The sequence below is a fragment of the Sulfuricaulis limicola genome (assembly GCF_002355735.1).
Lineage (GTDB): Bacteria > Pseudomonadota > Gammaproteobacteria > Acidiferrobacterales > Sulfurifustaceae > Sulfuricaulis > Sulfuricaulis limicola.
In genome coordinates this window covers 698,612-715,412 of record NZ_AP014879.1, presented here as the reverse complement: position 1 = coordinate 715,412, position 16,801 = coordinate 698,612, and the positions used below count along the sequence as shown (strand labels likewise).

At 62.6% G+C, this 16,801-nt stretch carries 15 protein-coding genes and 2 tRNA genes; all 17 read right to left on the bottom strand.

Annotation, left to right across the window (positions count from 1 at the left end):
* Positions 1–127: 127 nt before the first annotated feature.
* Positions 128–643, bottom strand: a complete 516-nt coding sequence (locus SCL_RS03565; RefSeq protein ID WP_096359950.1) for an OmpH/Skp family outer membrane protein — start codon at positions 641–643, stop codon at positions 128–130.
* 193 nt (positions 644–836) lie between these two features.
* The gene (locus SCL_RS03560; protein WP_096359949.1) at positions 837–3,458 is read right to left on the bottom strand and encodes an EAL domain-containing protein; all 2,622 of its coding nucleotides are present in this window, start codon (positions 3,456–3,458) and stop codon (positions 837–839) included.
* A 119-nt stretch (positions 3,459–3,577) separates the two neighbouring features.
* Positions 3,578–5,122, bottom strand: a complete 1,545-nt coding sequence (gene lnt, locus SCL_RS03555) for an apolipoprotein N-acyltransferase (protein ID WP_096359948.1) — start codon at positions 5,120–5,122, stop codon at positions 3,578–3,580.
* The gene (locus tag SCL_RS03550; protein ID WP_096359947.1) at positions 5,088–5,987 is read right to left on the bottom strand and encodes an HlyC/CorC family transporter; all 900 of its coding nucleotides are present in this window, start codon (positions 5,985–5,987) and stop codon (positions 5,088–5,090) included. Before SCL_RS03550 ends, lnt begins: the two co-directional genes overlap by 35 nt.
* Positions 5,984–6,439, bottom strand: a complete 456-nt coding sequence (gene ybeY / locus SCL_RS03545; protein ID WP_096359946.1) for an rRNA maturation RNase YbeY — start codon at positions 6,437–6,439, stop codon at positions 5,984–5,986. The genes SCL_RS03550 and ybeY overlap by 4 nt, the downstream gene beginning before the upstream one ends.
* Positions 6,436–7,422 (bottom strand): PhoH family protein, encoded by a 987-nt coding sequence (locus tag SCL_RS03540; RefSeq protein ID WP_096359945.1) that lies wholly within the window; start codon positions 7,420–7,422, stop codon positions 6,436–6,438. Before SCL_RS03540 ends, ybeY begins: the two co-directional genes overlap by 4 nt.
* A gap of 61 nt (positions 7,423–7,483) precedes the next feature.
* Entirely contained in the window at positions 7,484–8,833 is a 1,350-nt protein-coding gene (gene miaB / locus SCL_RS03535; protein ID WP_096359944.1) for a tRNA (N6-isopentenyl adenosine(37)-C2)-methylthiotransferase MiaB, read from the bottom strand.
* 134 nt (positions 8,834–8,967) lie between these two features.
* Positions 8,968–9,129: a hypothetical protein gene (locus tag SCL_RS14225; RefSeq protein ID WP_172425906.1), complete on the bottom strand. Its 162-nt coding sequence runs from the start codon at positions 9,127–9,129 to the stop codon at positions 8,968–8,970.
* A gap of 247 nt (positions 9,130–9,376) precedes the next feature.
* Positions 9,377–9,453, bottom strand: a tRNA-Met gene (locus SCL_RS03530).
* Between the two features lie 82 nt (positions 9,454–9,535).
* The gene (ychF, locus tag SCL_RS03525; RefSeq protein ID WP_096359943.1) at positions 9,536–10,627 is read right to left on the bottom strand and encodes a redox-regulated ATPase YchF; all 1,092 of its coding nucleotides are present in this window, start codon (positions 10,625–10,627) and stop codon (positions 9,536–9,538) included.
* A gap of 210 nt (positions 10,628–10,837) precedes the next feature.
* Positions 10,838–11,419, bottom strand: coding sequence for an aminoacyl-tRNA hydrolase (gene pth / locus SCL_RS03520; protein ID WP_096359942.1), 582 nt, complete (start codon positions 11,417–11,419; stop codon positions 10,838–10,840).
* 93 nt (positions 11,420–11,512) lie between these two features.
* On the bottom strand, positions 11,513–12,277 hold the full coding sequence (locus SCL_RS03515) for a 50S ribosomal protein L25/general stress protein Ctc (protein WP_096359941.1): 765 nt from the start codon (positions 12,275–12,277) through the stop codon (positions 11,513–11,515).
* A 95-nt stretch (positions 12,278–12,372) separates the two neighbouring features.
* Positions 12,373–13,308 (bottom strand): ribose-phosphate diphosphokinase, encoded by a 936-nt coding sequence (locus tag SCL_RS03510; protein WP_269458338.1) that lies wholly within the window; start codon positions 13,306–13,308, stop codon positions 12,373–12,375.
* Positions 13,309–13,408: 100 nt separating this feature from the next.
* Positions 13,409–13,483, bottom strand: a tRNA-Gln gene (locus SCL_RS03505).
* Positions 13,463–14,326, bottom strand: a complete 864-nt coding sequence (gene ispE, locus SCL_RS03500; RefSeq protein WP_096359939.1) for a 4-(cytidine 5'-diphospho)-2-C-methyl-D-erythritol kinase — start codon at positions 14,324–14,326, stop codon at positions 13,463–13,465. The genes SCL_RS03505 and ispE overlap by 21 nt, the downstream gene beginning before the upstream one ends.
* Positions 14,327–14,440: 114 nt before the next feature.
* Positions 14,441–15,073 carry a lipoprotein insertase outer membrane protein LolB gene (gene lolB, locus SCL_RS03495; RefSeq protein ID WP_096359938.1) on the bottom strand — a complete coding sequence of 211 codons (633 nt, stop codon included), beginning with the start codon at positions 15,071–15,073 and terminating at the stop codon, positions 14,441–14,443.
* Complete coding sequence (locus SCL_RS03490; RefSeq protein WP_172425905.1) at positions 15,070–16,788, bottom strand: tetratricopeptide repeat protein; 1,719 nt, start codon at positions 16,786–16,788, stop codon at positions 15,070–15,072. Before SCL_RS03490 ends, lolB begins: the two co-directional genes overlap by 4 nt.
* Positions 16,789–16,801: the final 13 nt, after the last annotated feature.

Sequence of the window (16,801 nt, the reverse complement as noted above, 5' to 3'; positions counted from 1 at the left end):
CGCGGTGCGGAAACCGCAATTATGCTTTTTGAGTCGCGCGCGGAGCGCGCGAACCATTCAAGACCTGGACCCCGGCTTTCGCCGGGGTGACGAAAAAGAGAGTTTCGCGGGAACGACAAAGAAAGAACTACTTCCCCTTCGCGTCGTACTTCTCCATCACCTTCGGCGTCAGGTCCATGCTTTGCTCGGCGTACAACAGGCCGGATTCGGACGCCTCCAGCACCAGGCTCAGTTTCATTTCCTTCGCCAGGTCCGCGACGATGGCCCGTATCTCGGTCAGGGCCCTGGCGGTGTATTCATTGTCTTTCTTGCTCACTTCCTGCTTGGCGTCCCGCATCATCTTCTGGTAGGCCTCGGCCTTTTCCTGGAAGGCCTTTTGTTTGGACTTTTTCTGCTCGTCCGTCATCATCAGCTGGTCCTTCTGAAAGGACTCCTGCATGGCCTTGAGTTTTTCCTCCTCCTTGCCGAGGACGCTTTCCTTTTCCTTGATTATTTTCTCGAACTCAGCCCTGTTTTTCTTGCCAAGCTTGCTTTCCAGCAGCACTTTGCGCATATCGACGTAGCCGATGGCCGGTTGGTCGGCGGCCATGGCTACATGGTTCAACAACATGATCAACGGCAGCAAAAGAAGAAACTTTTTCATATCTCAATCCCTGGAAAAATGATGGAACCCACCAGAAGCGGGGCAAACTTATTATACCAGCAAGACGAGCGACCGGAGCCGCATTTACATCATTTCGCGGGGGGTAATCGCCAGGGCAACTGAAGTCAATCTGATGCAGCAGGGGGATTTACCGGACAGAATATGCACGTCGCTCGAAACACCGTGGGCGCGATCAGGCAACGTCGAGACGGGTTCCGTTTTTCAGTAGCGCCGTGAATTGATCCGGCGGAAGGGGCTTGCTGAGGTAGTATCCCTGCATCGTATCGCAGTGGTGTTCGCGCATGAAATTCAGTTGCTCGAGGGTTTCGACGCCCTCGGCCACGACCTTCAGCCCGAGGCTATGGGCCATGGTGATGATGGTGCTGGCGATGGCGGCGTCGTCTTCGTCCTTCGGGATATCGCGCACGAACGACTGGTCGATTTTCAGCACGTCGATCGGAAAACGCTTGAGATAACTGAGACTGGAGTAGCCGGTGCCGAAATCATCGATGGAAATCCGGATACCCATGGCCTTGAGTTCGCGCAGGGTATTCACGGAGGCCTCGGCCTGCTGCATGATCAGGCCCTCGGTGATCTCCAGCCCCAGGCGGGTGGGGTCGAGGCCGGTTTCCTGCAGGATACGATGAATGGACGCCGTCAGATCCTTCTGGTGAAACTGCCGCGAGGAAAGATTCACCGCCACGTAGAGCGATGGAAAGCCTGCTTTCTGCCAGCCCCGGCATTGCTCGCAGGCCGTGCGCAGGACCCATTCGCCGATGGGAATGATGTATCCGGTCTCCTCGGCCAGCGGAATAAACAGCGCCGGTGAAATCATGCCGCGCTCGGGGTGTTTCCAGCGCAGCAGCGCCTCCATGCCGACAATCGCTCCCGAACGACAATCGGCAATGGGCTGGTAATTCAGCGAAAATTCGCCGCGTTCGAGCGCGGATCGCAGGTCGTTTTCGAGCGCCAGCCGCTCGGACACGAGGGTGGTCATTTCCGCCACGTAGAACTGGTAGTTGTTCTTGCCGGATTCCTTGGCGCGGTACATGGCCACGTCGGCATTGCGCAACAGGTCGTCGGCGCCGCGGTCATCGAAGGGATATAGCGTGATGCCCAGGCTGGCGGTAACAAACAAATCGTGCCCGGCGACGCGGAAGGGCTGGTGGAAGACTTCCAGGATTTTCTGCGCCACGTGAATGGCATCATCCACGTGGCCCATGTCCGCCAGCACCAGCGCGAATTCGTCGCCGCTCAGGCGCGCGACGGTGTCGCCCCGGCGTACCACGCCGCTCAGGCGCATAGCGACTTCGCGCAGCAGGATGTCTCCCTTCCCGTGGCCGAGGCTGTCATTGATGTACTTGAACCGGTCGAGATCGAGAAAGACCACGCCCAGCAGCCGCTCATGGCGGTCCGCGTCGGCCATGGCCTGTTCCAGCCGCTCAATGAACTGCACGCGGTTGGGCAGATCGGTCAGGCTGTCGAAATGTGCGAGCTGCTTGAGACGCCGCTCGGTCTGCTTGCGTTCGGTGATGTCGCGCGTGATGCTGAGCACGAGCGGCTGACCGCCCTGTTCGCCGGGCAAGGGAACGGCATGCGTTTCCATCCAGCGATGGGTGCCCTTGAGCCCGATGATCTCGAATTCCATGATGCCCTTGTTGCCGCGCAGGACATCGCCAATGAACGTCCGGTACGCCTCGCGATATTCCGGCGCCATCAATTGCAGGATCTGCTTGCCGATCACCTGCTCCGGCCGGCTGGCCTCGATCATGGCCAGCCCCGCGGCATTCATCTGCACCAGGGTGCCGTCCGCCCTCACGACCTTGACGCACTCGGGTTCGGCATCGATGATCGCGCGCAACTGGTTCTCGCTGCGGCGCAGGGCCTGTTCCGCGCGCTTGCGCTGGATCATCGAGCCCAGCTGGGTGGCGGCGCTGGACACGATACCGATGAGATGCTCGTCTTCCTTGCGCGGCTCGCTCACGAAAAATTCGAGCACCGCGATGAACTCGTTGCCCGCCGTCACCGGTATGCCTAGACCCGCCTTGAGTCCGGCTTCGATGGCGACGTCAGCGCGCGGAAAATTTTGCTCAACGCTCACGTCCTTGATCCATACCGGTTGCTTCGATTCCCACACGCGGCCGGGCAGGCCGGTGCCCGGCGAGAACGTCATGTCCAGACTCGCCTTGCGAAACCGCTCCAGGCCTTTCGCCTCTCCATGCCACGCTGGAACACATTCGATACGGCCGGTCTCGTTCGGCATCCACGCCTGTCCCAGCATCCAGCCGGTGGACTCGCAGACTTTGCGCAACACCACCTCGAGCGTGGTGTGCAGATCCTCGGCTTCGCCGACCGCGAGCGTCAGGGTCTGCAACAGGCGCACCTCCTGTTCCGCGCGCTTGCGCTCGGCGATCTGCGTCTCGAGCGCGACGTTCGCGGACGACAGCTCATATACGCGCTCAGTGCGACGCCGCAGGAATCCAATCATCAGCGCCATCGCCGGCGTGGTCACCGCCCACATCATGACGCGCACAAAATTCTCGCCGGTGTATTGAAAGGGCTGGCCGGGAATCGAGAAATAATGCGCGAAGTAAAGCCATGACAGGACGGCACTGATCAAGCCGGAGCGTATTCCGCCGCGAAAAGCAGCGAACGCTACAACGATCAGAAGAATGGCGGGCGGGTTGGGGATCCTGTACCCGGTGCGCGCCAGAATCTCGAGAATGAAAATCGAAAAAATGGCGAGCAAAGGTCCGCCAATGCTGCGCCAGAGATCCGGCTTTACCGTATGCAAGTCCTGCTCTGTGGTTGCCATGTGCGCTCGGCCGGGATCCTGTTATTGGCGCCGGTTATTAACCTTATAAGAATAGGTCAACCAGGAAGGTGAGCAAGAACCATGCCCGTGCACGGATAGTGGCAAAACCGGGCGGGCAATCAGTGCCTGCCGGCCGGACGTTTACGAAGTCGCGGCGCCAGCACGCCCAGGATCACCACGAGGGCCAGCGCCAGCACGACCGGCCGATTCCCCCATCGCACATAGGGCGTCTCCCCCTGCATGGGCTGCACCGTGGCGGTCAGGGAATAGGTCCGGAACTGCGGCGAACGCGCCAGGACCCGGCCATGGTGGTCGATCGCGACGGACGGCCCGGTATTGGCCGCGCGCAGCATCGGCCGGCCGGTTTCGAGCGCGCGCATGCGCGCCATCTGGAGCCGCTGGTGCGGCGCCAGCGAATCGCCGAACCACGCATCCTCGCTGACGTTCACCAGCAATGACGCCTGCGGCAACGCGCGAATCACTTCCTCGCCGAAAGCGTCCTCGTAACACACGGACACGCCGATTTTCTGTCCGGCCGCGCTGAGCGGCGGCTGATCCGGCGCCCCGGCGCTGAAATCCGACATGGGTATTTGCAGGCTCCGCATCAACCAGCGGAACAACGGGTCGAGCGGCGGATACTCGCCGAAAGGAACCAGATGTTGCTTGCGGTATATGCCCGGATTCGGACCGATACTGAGGACGCTGTTGTAGTAATGCCCGTCACCATCGCGCTCCACCACGCCGATCAGGAAATCCACGCTGGCGTTGCGGCTCATGCGTCGCAGGTTGGTGATGAGGTCCGGATCGATTTCATCCAGCGTCGCCGGAATCGCGGACTCCGGCCAGACGATCAGGTCCGACCACGGCGCCTCCGTGGTCAACGTGGAATAACGCTCCACGATCGCGCGGCGACTGCCTGACTGCCATTTGCTGTCGAGCGGGACATTGCCCTGGATCAGCGTCACCTGCAACGGGCTGCTCACCGGCCGCACCCACTCGAATCTGCCCGCGAACCAGCCGGCAACCCAGACCGCGATCAGCAGCGGCAGGAACTGGCGGAGAAATTTTTCCGGCGCGTGTGTGCCTGCTGCCAGCAGGCCGGCGCTGAACGCGCAGAAGAAACTCACGCCATACACCCCCAGCCACGCGCTGTAACCGGCCAGTGGGCTCGCCACCTGGCTGTAGCCGAGGTTCAGCCAGGGAAACCCGGTCAGGAACCAGCCGCGTGTCCATTCGAACAACACCCATAACGCGGGCAGCACGACGGCCGCATGCCACGCGCCGGTTTGCGGAAAAAAACGCGCCTGCAGCCATCCGAGCAACGCGGGATAAAGCGACAGTCCCGCCACAAACAGGAAGACGGCGAATCCGGCCAGTGGCACCGGCATGTTGCCGTAATGGTGCAGGCTGACGAAGACCCAGGACACGCCGACGCCGAACATGCCAAGACCGAAAACAAAACCGCGCCACGCCGCGCGGCCCGGCGACAGCTCCTGCCACAGAAAAAACAGCACAGCCGGGGACAGGACTGCGAGCGGAAACAGGTCGAAGGGAGAAAACGCCAGCGGCAGCAGCGCGCCGGCGACGCACGCGGCCGCATCGGCCCACGCCGGCAGCAGCGAAAAAATATTACTTCTTGTTTTTTTGCCGGCCTGGTTGTTCAACCGGGGTCACTTTCAGCAGGTAAACACGGCGGCTGTCGGCGCGCAGGATTTCGAAACGCAGGTTATCGATCTCGATCTTTTCCCCGCGGCGCGGGACATGCCCGAGGCGGTTCATGACCAGCCCGCCGATGGTCTCGATTTCTTCGTGCGAGAGATTCGCGTTCAGGCGTGAATTGAAGTCGGCCAGCGTGACCAGCGCCTTGACCACGTACTCGCCGCCATCCCGCGGCATGATCATGACGTCATCGTCGATGTCGTATTCGTCCGAGATTTCGCCCACGATCTGCTCGAGCACGTCCTCGATGGTCACCAGGCCGGCCACGCCGCCGTATTCGTTCACGACGATGGCCATGTGATTGCGGCTGGTACGAAACTCCCGCAGCAGCACGTTCAGGCGCTTGCTCTCCGGCACGAACACCGCCGGGCGCAGCATGTCGTGGACGTTGAACTGGGCGCGTTTCTTCTTGTCGAGAAACAGGTAGCGCAGCAGATCCTTGGCCAGCAGGACACCGATCACCTTGTCCTTGTCGGCGTCCACCATCGGGAAGCGCGAGTGGCCGGACTCGATTACCATCGGCAGGTAGTCTTCCGGCCGGCTGTTCCGGTCCACCACGTCCATCTGCGAGCGCGGCACCATGATGTCGCGCACCTTCATTTCGGAGACCTGCAGCACGCCCTCGATCATGTCGAGCGAATCGCGGTCGATCAGGTCGCGCCCGGCCGCGTCGCGCAGCAGCTGCACCAGGTCCTCGCGCGAGGCCGGCGCGCCCAGCAGCGCCAGGCTCAGGCGGTCCAGCAGCGAGCGTGGCGCGGCCGCGGCTTCGTCCTGGGTATCCTCAGACTTGTCTTCGGTTTTCTTGTTCATGAAAGGTAGGGGTTGGCGAAACCCAACTCCTCGAGAATACGGATTTCCTTTTTTTCCATCACGGTGGCGTCCCGCCGGTTCAGATGATCGTAGCCGCGCAGGTGCAGTATACCGTGTACCACCATGTGTGCCCAATGCGCGCGCTCCGGTTTGCGCTGCGCGCGCGCCTCGCGCCGCACCACCGGCGCGCAAATGACCAGATCACCCAGCACTTCGCTGCGGGTCCCGGACGGCGCTTCGAAGGGAAACGACAGCACATTGGTCGGGCCGTGTTTGCGGCGAAACCGGCGGTTCAGGTCGGCGGATTCCGCGACCCCTACGATACGCACGCCCAGGGCGACGCGCTCGCGGCCGAGACCGCGCAAAGCGGTGCTGGCCCAGCGCTGCAGCGACGACCTGGCAGGCAAACCGGCGCGGGCGGCGGCGTATTGCACGCGTAATTGCAGATTCATTTCGCGGGCGGCTGGCCTTCCGCGTCCTTGTCGTGACTTTCGTAGGCCTCAACGATTTTCTGCACCAGCGCGTGACGCACCACGTCCTGCGGCGTGAAATGGGTAAAGGTGATGCCATCCACGCCGCGCAGGATCTCAATCGCCTGCTTGAGGCCGGACAGCTGGGTGCGGCGCAGGTCGATCTGGGTGATGTCGCCGGTGATCACCGCGGTGGTGCCGAAGCCGATGCGCGTGAGGAACATTTTCATCTGTTCCGCCGTGGTGTTCTGCGCTTCGTCGAGGATGATGAAAGATTCGTTCAGCGTGCGGCCGCGCATGTAGGCCAGCGGCGCCAGTTCGATCACGCTTTTCTCCAGCAGGCGCGCAACCTTCTCGAAACCCAGCATCTCGTTCAGCGCGTCGTACAGCGGGCGCAGGTAGGGGTCGATCTTCTGTTCGATGGCGCCGGGCAGGAAGCCCAGGCGCTCGCCCGCCTCCACCACCGGCCGCACCAGCAGGATGCGTTCGACGCGGTTGCTCTCGAGCGCCTCCACGGCGCAGGCGACGGCGAGGTAGGTCTTGCCGGTGCCGGCCGGGCCGATGCCGAAATTGATGTCATGGGTCAGGATGTTGCGTATGTACTGGCGCTGGCGCGGGCCGCGTCCGCGCACGATGCGCTTGGGCGTGCGCAGCGTGCTCTCGCGATCGCTGTCCGTGTCGGGCGCGCGCAAGGCCAGCTGTTGCAGGGCCGCGTGCACGCCGGCCAGCGTCAGCTCGCCTTTGCCTTCCGTCACTTCGTAGAGATCCTTCAGCAACTGCAAAGCGGCGTGGCTTTCCTCCGCGCCGCCGCTGACGCGGAACAGATTGCCGCGGCTGGCAATCTCCACGCCCAGGTATTCCTCGATCTGCTTGAGATGCTCATCGTGGCTGCCGCAGAGGCTGGCCAGGCGCCGGTTGTCGGCGGGGGTGAGGCTGAGCTCAACGTACTTGGGCTTGGGTTTCAAACGTGCAATGCAGTTCCGGAAGGGTCTTGATTGATAGTTAAGAGCAAAAGCGGGTAATAAATCAAGCGCGGCGCGCCTGAGGCTCTGCAAGCAGCCGTCCGCGCAGGGAATTTGTCAGCGACTCGGTGATTTCCACGTCGACGAAATGGCCGATCATGGCGATATTGGTGCAATCAAAGTTGACGACGCGGTTGTTCTCGGTGCGCCCGCACATCTGCTGCGGTGACTTGCGTGCCGGCCCCTCGACCAGGATGCGCTGCGTGGTCCCCACCATGCGCCGGCTGATGGCGGCGGCCATTTCGATATTACGGCCCTGCAAACGCAACAGACGCGCCTCCTTGGCTGCGCGCGGCGTATCATCGGCCAGTTCCGCCGCCGGCGTGCCGGGCCGCGGACTGTAGAGAAAACTGAAGGAAGTGTCGAAATTCATCTCCTCCATGAGACTCAGGGTGGCGGCAAAGTCGGTCTCGGTCTCGCCCGGAAAGCCGACGATGATGTCCGTCGTCACGCTGATATCCGGCCGCACCTCGCGCAGCCGCCGTATCTTCGACTTGTACTCCAGCACGGAGTGACCGCGCTTCATCAGCGCCAGAATCCGGTCCGAACCGCTTTGTACCGGCAGGTGCAGATGGCCGGCGAGCTGTGGGACCTCGGCATAGGCGGCAATCAGCCGGTCACTGAACACCTGCGGGTGCGAAGTGGTGAAACGAATGCGGCCGATACCGTCAATCTCGGCGAGATAGCGAATCAGCAGGGCCAGATCGGCGAACTCGCCGGTATGCATCACCCCGCGATAGGCATTGACGTTCTGACCGAGCAGAACCACTTCGCGCACGCCGTGCTCTGCCAGATGCGCCACTTCCGCGATCACGTCGTCGAATGGGCGACTGAATTCCTCTCCCCGGGTATAGGGCACGACGCAAAACGTGCAGTACTTGCTGCATCCTTCCATGATCGAGACGAAGGCGCGCACGCCGTCCACGCGCGGCTCCGGCAGGCGGTCGAACTTCTCGATCTCGGGGAAGGACACATCCACCGCCGGCCGGTGGTCGGCCAGCACGCTGTCCAGCATCTGCGGCAGGCGGTGCAGGGTCTGCGGACCAAACACCAGGTTCACGTACGGCGCGCGCCGGATGATCGCCGCGCCCTCCTGGCTGGCGACGCAGCCACCCACGCCGATGATCAGGTCGGGCCGGGCCGTTTTCAGTTCGCGCCACAGGCCGAGCTGGGAAAATACCTTCTCCTGCGCCTTTTCACGGATGGAACAGGTGTTGAGCAGCAGCACGTCGGCCTCAGCCGGGTCGTCCGTCGCTTCGAAGCCATGACTCGCCGCGAGCGCATCCGCCATGCGCGCGGAATCGTACTCGTTCATCTGGCAACCGAAGGTCTTAATATGCAATTTGCGGGACATGGACAGGAATTAATCAGCAAGGCAGGCGGGTAATCTACCGCCGGAGGGGGGAAATTGCCAGCCAAGGCAAATAAGAGCGTAAAAAAATGCGGGCGGCTCACGCCGCCCGCATTCCGGAGGACCGTCAATAATCGTCAGGACCCGGATTTTTCGTCGATCTGCGACAGGATCGCCACGATCAACGCCGCCGCCGACAGCGCGAAGATATAGATGATGTTTTCCAGGAGTTGGGAATAGGTCGACGCCAGGTAAGTGATTATCGACGGTGTACCAATCCAGAAGCTCAGTTTCAGCATAATGCACTCCTCCTCGGGAAATAGTCTGCGGGAGGGGCGTTGGCCCGTCATTCCTTTCTACCCGCAGGTCGTCCCTTGGACAGAGTCTTGGCCGGGAGCGCCGAAACCACAAGCCAGGACCGATACATGGCAGTTCGCCAACGATGGCCGGGCGACGTGACTTTACGCGGATGAATGGCGCTTCGCAGGCGTTCGACGGCGACCGACGAAAGGCAAGAAACCTGATCGCTTGCCGACGGGAAAATAATGGTAGCTAGGGGCGGAATCGAACCGCCGACCTCAGCATTATGAGTGCCGCGCTCTAACCGTCTGAGCTACCTAGCCGTAAAAAGGGTGCAAAAGATACAAGATTCGGGACGACGGATAAAGGGGAATCCGGCGCAACCGGGTTTTTACCGTCGCCGGCCTAGACGTTGAAGCGGAAATGCATGACGTCGCCGTCCTGCACCACGTAATCCTTGCCTTCCAGACGCAGCTTGCCGGCCTCGCGTGCGCCGTGTTCGCCCTTGAACCGTACAAAATCCTCGTAGGCAACGGTTTCGGCGCGGATGAAGCCGCGCTCGAAATCGGTATGGATCACGCCCGCGGCCTGCGGCGCGTGCGCGCCCTTGCGCACGGTCCAGGCACGCACTTCCTTGGGACCGACGGTGAAGAAGGTCTGCAAACCGAGCAACTGGTAACCGGCGCGGATGACGCGGTTCAGGCCCGGCTCCTCCAGCCCCATGTCGGCGAGAAATACCTGCTTTTCCTCCGCGTTCATGTCGGCCAGTTCCGCCTCAATGCGGGCGCAGATCGGTACCGCCACGGAATTTTCCGAGTGCGCGAGCTTGTCGACCTGATCGAGCCGGGGATTATTGCTGAAACCCTTCTCGTTCACGTTGGCGATGTACATGAGCGGTTTGTCGGTCAGCAGGCACAACGGTTTCAGCAGCCTGTGTTCCTCTTCACTCAAACCCATGCTGCGTACCGGCTTGCCGTTGTCCAGGTGTTTGTGCACGCGCACGAGCAGCTCACGCAGCTTGATGTCGTCCTTGCTGCCGCTTTTGGCGTTCTTGTCGGCGCGCTGCACGCCCTTGTCGGCGGCCTCGAGATCGGCGAGCGCCAGCTCGGTATTGATGGTTTCGATGTCCGCCAGCGGGTTGATGCCGCCCGCAACATGCACGATGTTCTCGTCCTCGAAACAGCGCACCACATGCGCGATGGCATCCACCTCGCGGATGTGGGCCAGGAACTTGTTGCCCAGCCCCTCGCCCTTGGAGGCGCCGGCCACCAGGCCCGCGATGTCCACGAATTCAATGGTGGTCGGGAGGATTTTCTCCGGCTTGGCGATACCGGCCAATTGCTGCAGGCGCGGGTCCGGCACTTCGACGATGCCGATGTTCGGATCGATGGTGCAGAAGGGGTAGTTCTCCGCGGCAATGCCCGCCTTGGTGAGCGCGTTGAACAGCGTGGATTTGCCCACGTTCGGCAGGCCGACGATACCGCATTTAAAACCCATATCTTATGATCTCTCTTTTCTGCCAACTCCCCCTCTCCCGCGTGAGCGGGAGGTGAGGCGGATACAGGTAAAGGTCCTGTGGACCTTTTCCCCGCCGAACGGGCGCACATGATTCTTGTGCGCCCCGGCGGGAACAAGGGGAGAGGGTGCAAAACCTTAGCACCCCCTCACCCTGCCCTCTCCCCCGCTCGCGGGGAGAGGGGATGGAGTTTATTTGTGTGTGTGCAAACTGTTCATGGCCTTCTGGAACTCGCCGTGCACGATATCCGCCAGATGCGTCTTGCCGTGCATGATGGCCGCATCGATCAGGGTCTGCTCCGCCGCCGTCGCCTTCTTCAGTACATACGAGACCACTTGCGCGGCATTGCCGGGATGGCCGATGCCGATGCGCAAACGCGCGTAATCGGAGCTGCCCAGCTTTTCGGTGACGTCGGACAGGCCGTTGTGACCGCCATCGCCGCCGCCGATCTTGAGCCGGATGGTTCCCGGCGGCAGGTCCAGCTCGTCATGCGCCACCAGGATTTCCGTAACGGGGATTTTGTAATACTGGGCAAACCTCGACACCGCGTCACCGCTGTGATTCATGAAGGTCTGCGGTGCCAGCAACCAGATGTCCCTGCCGCTCAGGCTGATCTTTCCGACATTCGCGGTGAAGCGGGATTCGGCGCGCAATTTCTCGCCGGTGGCATCCAGCAGGACGTCCAGAAAACGGAACCCGGCATTGTGCCGGGTCTCCGCATACTCCGCGCCCGGGTTCCCCAGGCCGACGATAAGTGAGATGCCTTGGGACATGTTGCCACCTTCCCCTCATCCCCACCCCTTCTCCCCCAAAGGCGGAGAAGGGAGCGAGCCGGGCGCGCTTGCGCGCGACTCCGTGAGATCGGATTACTTGCCTTCCTTCTTGGCTTCGGGTTTCTTGGCCTCCGGCTTCTTGGCATCCGCCTTGGGGGCCTCGCCCTTCTTGGTCTCGCCGGCCTTGGCTTCGCCCGCCTTCGCCTCGCCTTCCGCCGGGGCTGCCGCCGCGGCTTCGCCTTCCACCGGCGCTGCCACCACCGGGGCTTCTTCCACAACCTCCTTGATCATCGAGATGGCCGCCACTGCGAGGTTGTCGCCGCCGTGCGTCAGGCTCGTGATCGCCACGCCTTCCGGCAGTTTGAGGTCCTTGAGATGCACCGACTCATTCAGGCCGAGGGCCGACAGGTCCGCCGTGAGGAATTCCGGCAGGTCCTTGGGCAAACAGGTAATGTCGATATCATTCATGAGATGCGTCACGACACCGCCGTCGATCTTCACGCCCGGGGCGACATCGCCGCCGACGAAGTGGATCGGCACCTTCATGTGGATCTTCTCGGTGGCGCTGATGCGCTGCAGGTCCACGTGCATCACGATGGGCTTGTATGGATGCATGTGAAAATCGCGCAGAATCGCCTGGTCGGTTTCACCGCCGACCGTCACGGTCAGGATCGAGGTGTGAAACTTCTCGTTCGCGAGGTGGCGTGACATCAGGTTATGGTCCAGCGCAACCATGGTCGGTTGCTTGCCCGCGCCATACAGCACGGCGGGTACTTTGCCACTGCGGCGAAGGCGGCGGCTCGCACCCGTACCTTTCGCTGAGCGTGGCTCGGCAGTCAGTTCAAATTTAGCGCTCATTGTCAGTCTCCAGTAAGGTTAAACAACTCCCCTCTCCCGCGACCAGGATCGGGGTACAAAAAAGGCACCGGGCCAAAGCCCAACGCCCGAAATCGTTATTCCATGAACAGCTCGCTGACCGAATCCTCTTCCGCGATGCGCCGCATGGACTCGGCCAGCAGCTCGGCCACGCTCAGCTGGCGGATGCGCCGGCAGGCCCTGGCCTCCGGTTTGAGCGGGATCGTGTCGGTCACTACCAGCTCATCGAGCTGGGACTTGCTGATCCGTTCCACCGCGCTTCCGGACAGGACCGGGTGCGTGCAATACGCCAATACCTTCTTCGCGCCATGCTGCTTGAGCGCGGCGGCGGCCTCGCACAGCGTGCCGGCGGTATCGACGAGGTCGTCCATCAGCACGCAGGTTCGGCCCTCGACCTCGCCGATAATGTGCATCACCTTGGCCTCGTTCGGCTTCGGGCGGCGCTTGTCGATGATGGCGAGGTCCGCCTCCAGATGCTTGGCCATCGCCCGCGCCCGCACCACGCCGCCCACGTCCGGCGATACCACCAGCAGATCCTGGAACTCCTGCCGCCAGATGTCGCCCAGCAACACCAGCGACGCATATACGTTATCCGTCGGGATGTTGAAAAATCCCTGGATCTGGTCAGCATGCAGATCCATCGTCAATACCCGGTTGGCGCCGGCGACGGTGATCATGTCCGCCACCAGCTTGGCCGTGATCGCGACCCGCGCCGTGCGCGGCCGACGATCCTGGCGCGCGTACCCATAATAAGGTATCACCGCCGTGATGCGCCGCGCCGAGGAGCGCTTCACCGCGTCGATCATGATCAGCAACTCCATCAGGTTGTCGTTGCTGGGCGCGCAGGTCGGCTGGAGGATGAACACATCCTTGCCGCGCACATGCTCCATGATCTCGGTCTGGATCTCGCCGTCCGAGAAACGGCCGATGACCGCCTTGCCGAGCGGCAGTCCCAGATGCCTTACCACCAGTTCCGCCAGCGCCGGGTTGGCGTTCCCGGTAAACACCACCATGTTGTCCAAGGACACAAGATCTCCCCTGTGAGTCGGATGGTCCACGACAAAATCTGGTTGGGGCGCCGATACCGCTCCGCCAATGCCGAACCATTTTAACTGGTTGGGGCGCCAGGATTCGAACCTGGGAATGCCGGAATCAAAATCCGGTGCCTTACCGCTTGGCTACGCCCCAAGGTGAACTGTCGCCGCGTTTACCCAATAATGGATGCCGGTTGAGCCCTTGGGCCACGAAGCCGGTAAACGGTTTGGGAATTCTTTCCAGAATCTGGCGGCCCCGATCCGCGTCCGTCACCCTCAGGAACACGCAACCACCGGAACCTGACATGCGCGGCGCGCCAAATTCAGCCAGCAGCCGCATGGCACGGTCCACTTCCGGATAGCGGCTTCGCACCACCGGTTCGAGGTCGTTTCGCAGGCCGCGCCCCTCGTGAAAGTCGCGTATTGTGAGGGGCGGGCTATAGCGTGTCAATTCGGGAGCGGCAAAAACCTGGGCCGTGGACACCTGCACCGGCGGCACCACCACCAGATACCACGCCTCTTCCGGCTCCACCGGGGTTAGAACCTCGCCAATTCCTTCGGCCCATGCGGTGTGTCCGTGTACGAAGACCGGCACATCGGCCCCCAGCTTCAATCCCAGCGCCGCCAGCTCCGGAATCGACAGATGCGCACCCCACAGCTCGTTCAAGGCCAACAGGGTCGTGGCGGCATCGGAACTGCCGCCGCCAAGCCCGCCGCCGATGGGAAGGTGTTTGGCGAGATGGATCTGCACGCCCCTGGTGACGCCGCATCGCTCCTTCAGCAGGTGCGCCGCGCGCAGCGTCAGGTCCCGTTCCTCGGACACGCCGGCCACCGGGGCCGCGCGCGAAATCCGGCCGTCATCGGTCACGACAAACGTCAATTCATCCGCGTAATCGAGAAACTGGAAAACCGTTTGCAGCGTGTGGTAGCCGTCCGCGCGGCGGCCGGTGACATGCAGGAACAGGTTCAGCTTGGCGGGCGCCGGCCAGGTTGTCATGCGTGAATCGTAAGCCGTAATTCGTGAACCGTAAATCGTGGCTCGTGAATCGTTATCCGCAAGTGGCGCGATGGCCTGGAAACGGCTCACGGCTTGCGATTCACGCCTCACGATTCACGGCAGCGTCCACTGCTCGATGCTGAGCCGCACTTCCAGTATTTCACCCTCGGCAGGATTACCGTCCGCGTGACGGTCTTGCCTGGTGATATACATTTTGCTCGGCAGGTCGAAGGCGCCATGACGGGTGTATTCCAGAAACTGGATGTCCCAGCCCGACTGCAGAAGCCGCTTCAGACGCCCTTGCTCATCCAGCTGCAGGTTCGCCACGGGGCCCGGGGCGGGGAGACCGAGCACCCAGTAATTCAGGCCATCGAGCGGAACGATCCAGCCGGTGGCGCGGTACAGGAGACGTCCGGCATCCGCCGCGCGCCAGACACGCCTGTCGGCGTCACGCAATTCGGCTCCCTGACTGTCCTGGGTCAGACGCAGATGACCGCGGCCCAGCGGGCCGGTGAAATCCATGCGATGGCGCTCGCCATCGCGCTTCCAGCTCAGCGTGGCGTGTCCGCCCTGATCGGCGGCACGCAGGGCCAGCCTGCCGCGGAGTTGCCAGGCCGTGACCGACACCAGGGCGGCTTGCCGCGCCTGCCAGACGGGATCGAGGTCCGCGGCCGGCGGCAGCGGCGCGGTGGCGCAACCGGATAAGAGCGAAACGAAAATTATAACGAGGCCGGGGATCGGCCTCATGGTTTGAATTTCTTGATGACGCCGTTCAGCGCTTCGTTGTCCGGGGTCTCGCGCAGCGCACGGTCCCACACCGATTCGGCCTCGTGACGGTCGCCCGCCACCCACAACACCTCGCCGAGGTGCGCCGCGATCTCGGCGTCGTTGCGGATTTCGAGCGCGCGTCGCAGGTACTTCAGCGCCTCGGCCGTGTTGCCGCGGCGGTATTGCAGCCATCCCATGCTGTCCATGATGTAGGCGTCATCGGGCTTGAGTTCCATCGCCTGCTGCAGCAGTTCGGACGCCTCGTCATAGCGGGTGGTGCGATCCGTGAGCGTATAGCCCAGCGCATTCAGGGCGTTGACGTTCTTCGGGTCCTTCTTGAGGATCTCGCGCAGGTCGCGCTCGGTGACTTCCAGCAGGTTGAGTTTTTCCGCCACCAGGGCGCGTGCGTACAGCAGGTCCTTGTCGCCCGGGACGGTCCGGATCGCCGCATTCAGCATCTCGATCGCTTCACTGAACTGCCGGGCCTCGCGCAGTATCTGCTCGTGCGCCAGCGCCACCTGCACGCGTTGGGAATCGTTCTGGACGCTGATGCCATCCAGGTGGCGGCGCGCGCCGGCGAGGTCGCCCTGCCTGGCCATGACCACACCGAGGCGGGCCTGCGCCTCGAAATAATGTTCGCCGTCCCTTATCTGGAGATACCAGTCTATCGCCGCGCCATACTGCTTGCGCTGCTCCGCGACCTGCCCGAGATAGAGGCGCGCCTGATCGTTCTGGGGCCGTAGTTCCAGCGCGCGCTTGAGGTATTTGTCGGCCTCGTCGAGGCGGTTGTTCTGCAATGACAGCAGACCCACGGCATAAATGGTGTCGGCGTCATCCGGAACGTTGTCGGCCACACGCTTGAATTCCTCGAGCGCCTTCTGCCATTCTTTCTGGTCAACCAGGAAACGCGCGTAGTTCAGGCGCACCTGGTTGGCGCCGCGATTGTCGTTCAGGAACGCCTCGTAAAAAGCGCGCGCCTTCTGCGGTTCCTTCTGCGACAACAGGATGCGCGCCTTGAACAGCGCCGCCTCCTCCCAGTCCGGACGCTGTTTCAGGGCCGCGTCGGCGGAAACCAGCGCCTTTTCCAGATCGCCGCCACGAACCATCAGGTGCGCCATGGCAAAATGCGCCGAGGCCAGCCGCGGATTCAGCGCCACCAGCGACTGCATCACGTCAATGGCCGCGGCGCGATTGCTGGTGCGCCCGAGCACGGCGGCCGCGCGCAGATAGGCCTGATCCAGGTTGCGGCGGGTTTCCTCCGCGGCGAACAGCGTCTGAAAATGTTCCTTCGCCTCGGCGGCGCGGTCGAGTTCGAGCAGGGCGGTGATCAGGGCCTCCCGGGCCTCGGTGTCATGCGGGCGCAGTTCGGTCCACAGCCGCGCCGACTGCAGCGCCTCGTCGTAGCGCTTGGCATAGAGCGCGGCCAGCGTGGCGCGCTCGGCGACGCGCGGGTCGCGCGTCTGCTGCGCGACCTCGCCGAGGGTCGCAGCGGCCACCCCGATCTGCCCGCGTTGTCCGGCGATTTCGCCCAGCAGCAGGTTATAGAGAATCTCCGGCTCCAGCGCGACCCCGGGCAGCGCGGCGTCAGCCTTGGCGGGGCCGGGTGGCGGCGCCTCGGCCATCGGTTCGGGCTTTACCGTGCCGGCACAAGCCGTCAGCAGGGACAGAAACAGGATTGAAAATAAACGACGCAAGCGGGAAGTAATC

What these genes read in the sequence shown, in the direction of transcription:
- lolB (WP_096359938.1), bottom strand. Translation starts at nt 15,073, where the DNA reads ATGAGGCCGATCCCCGGCCTCGTTATAATTTTCGTTTCGCTCTTATCC.
- SCL_RS03560 (WP_096359949.1), bottom strand. Translation starts at nt 3,458, where the DNA reads ATGGCAACCACAGAGCAGGACTTGCATACGGTAAAGCCGGATCTCTGG.
- SCL_RS03515 (WP_096359941.1), bottom strand. Translation starts at nt 12,277, where the DNA reads ATGAGCGCTAAATTTGAACTGACTGCCGAGCCACGCTCAGCGAAAGGT.
- ybeY (WP_096359946.1), bottom strand. Translation starts at nt 6,439, where the DNA reads ATGAATCTGCAATTACGCGTGCAATACGCCGCCGCCCGCGCCGGTTTG.
- SCL_RS03565 (WP_096359950.1), bottom strand. Translation starts at nt 643, where the DNA reads ATGAAAAAGTTTCTTCTTTTGCTGCCGTTGATCATGTTGTTGAACCAT.
- ispE (WP_096359939.1), bottom strand. Translation starts at nt 14,326, where the DNA reads ATGACAACCTGGCCGGCGCCCGCCAAGCTGAACCTGTTCCTGCATGTC.
- pth (WP_096359942.1), bottom strand. Translation starts at nt 11,419, where the DNA reads ATGTCCCAAGGCATCTCACTTATCGTCGGCCTGGGGAACCCGGGCGCG.
- SCL_RS03550 (WP_096359947.1), bottom strand. Translation starts at nt 5,987, where the DNA reads ATGAACAAGAAAACCGAAGACAAGTCTGAGGATACCCAGGACGAAGCC.
- ychF (WP_096359943.1), bottom strand. Translation starts at nt 10,627, where the DNA reads ATGGGTTTTAAATGCGGTATCGTCGGCCTGCCGAACGTGGGCAAATCC.
- SCL_RS03510 (WP_269458338.1), bottom strand. Translation starts at nt 13,308, where the DNA reads ATGGTGGTGTTTACCGGGAACGCCAACCCGGCGCTGGCGGAACTGGTG.
- SCL_RS14225 (WP_172425906.1), bottom strand. Translation starts at nt 9,129, where the DNA reads ATGCTGAAACTGAGCTTCTGGATTGGTACACCGTCGATAATCACTTAC.
- miaB (WP_096359944.1), bottom strand. Translation starts at nt 8,833, where the DNA reads ATGTCCCGCAAATTGCATATTAAGACCTTCGGTTGCCAGATGAACGAG.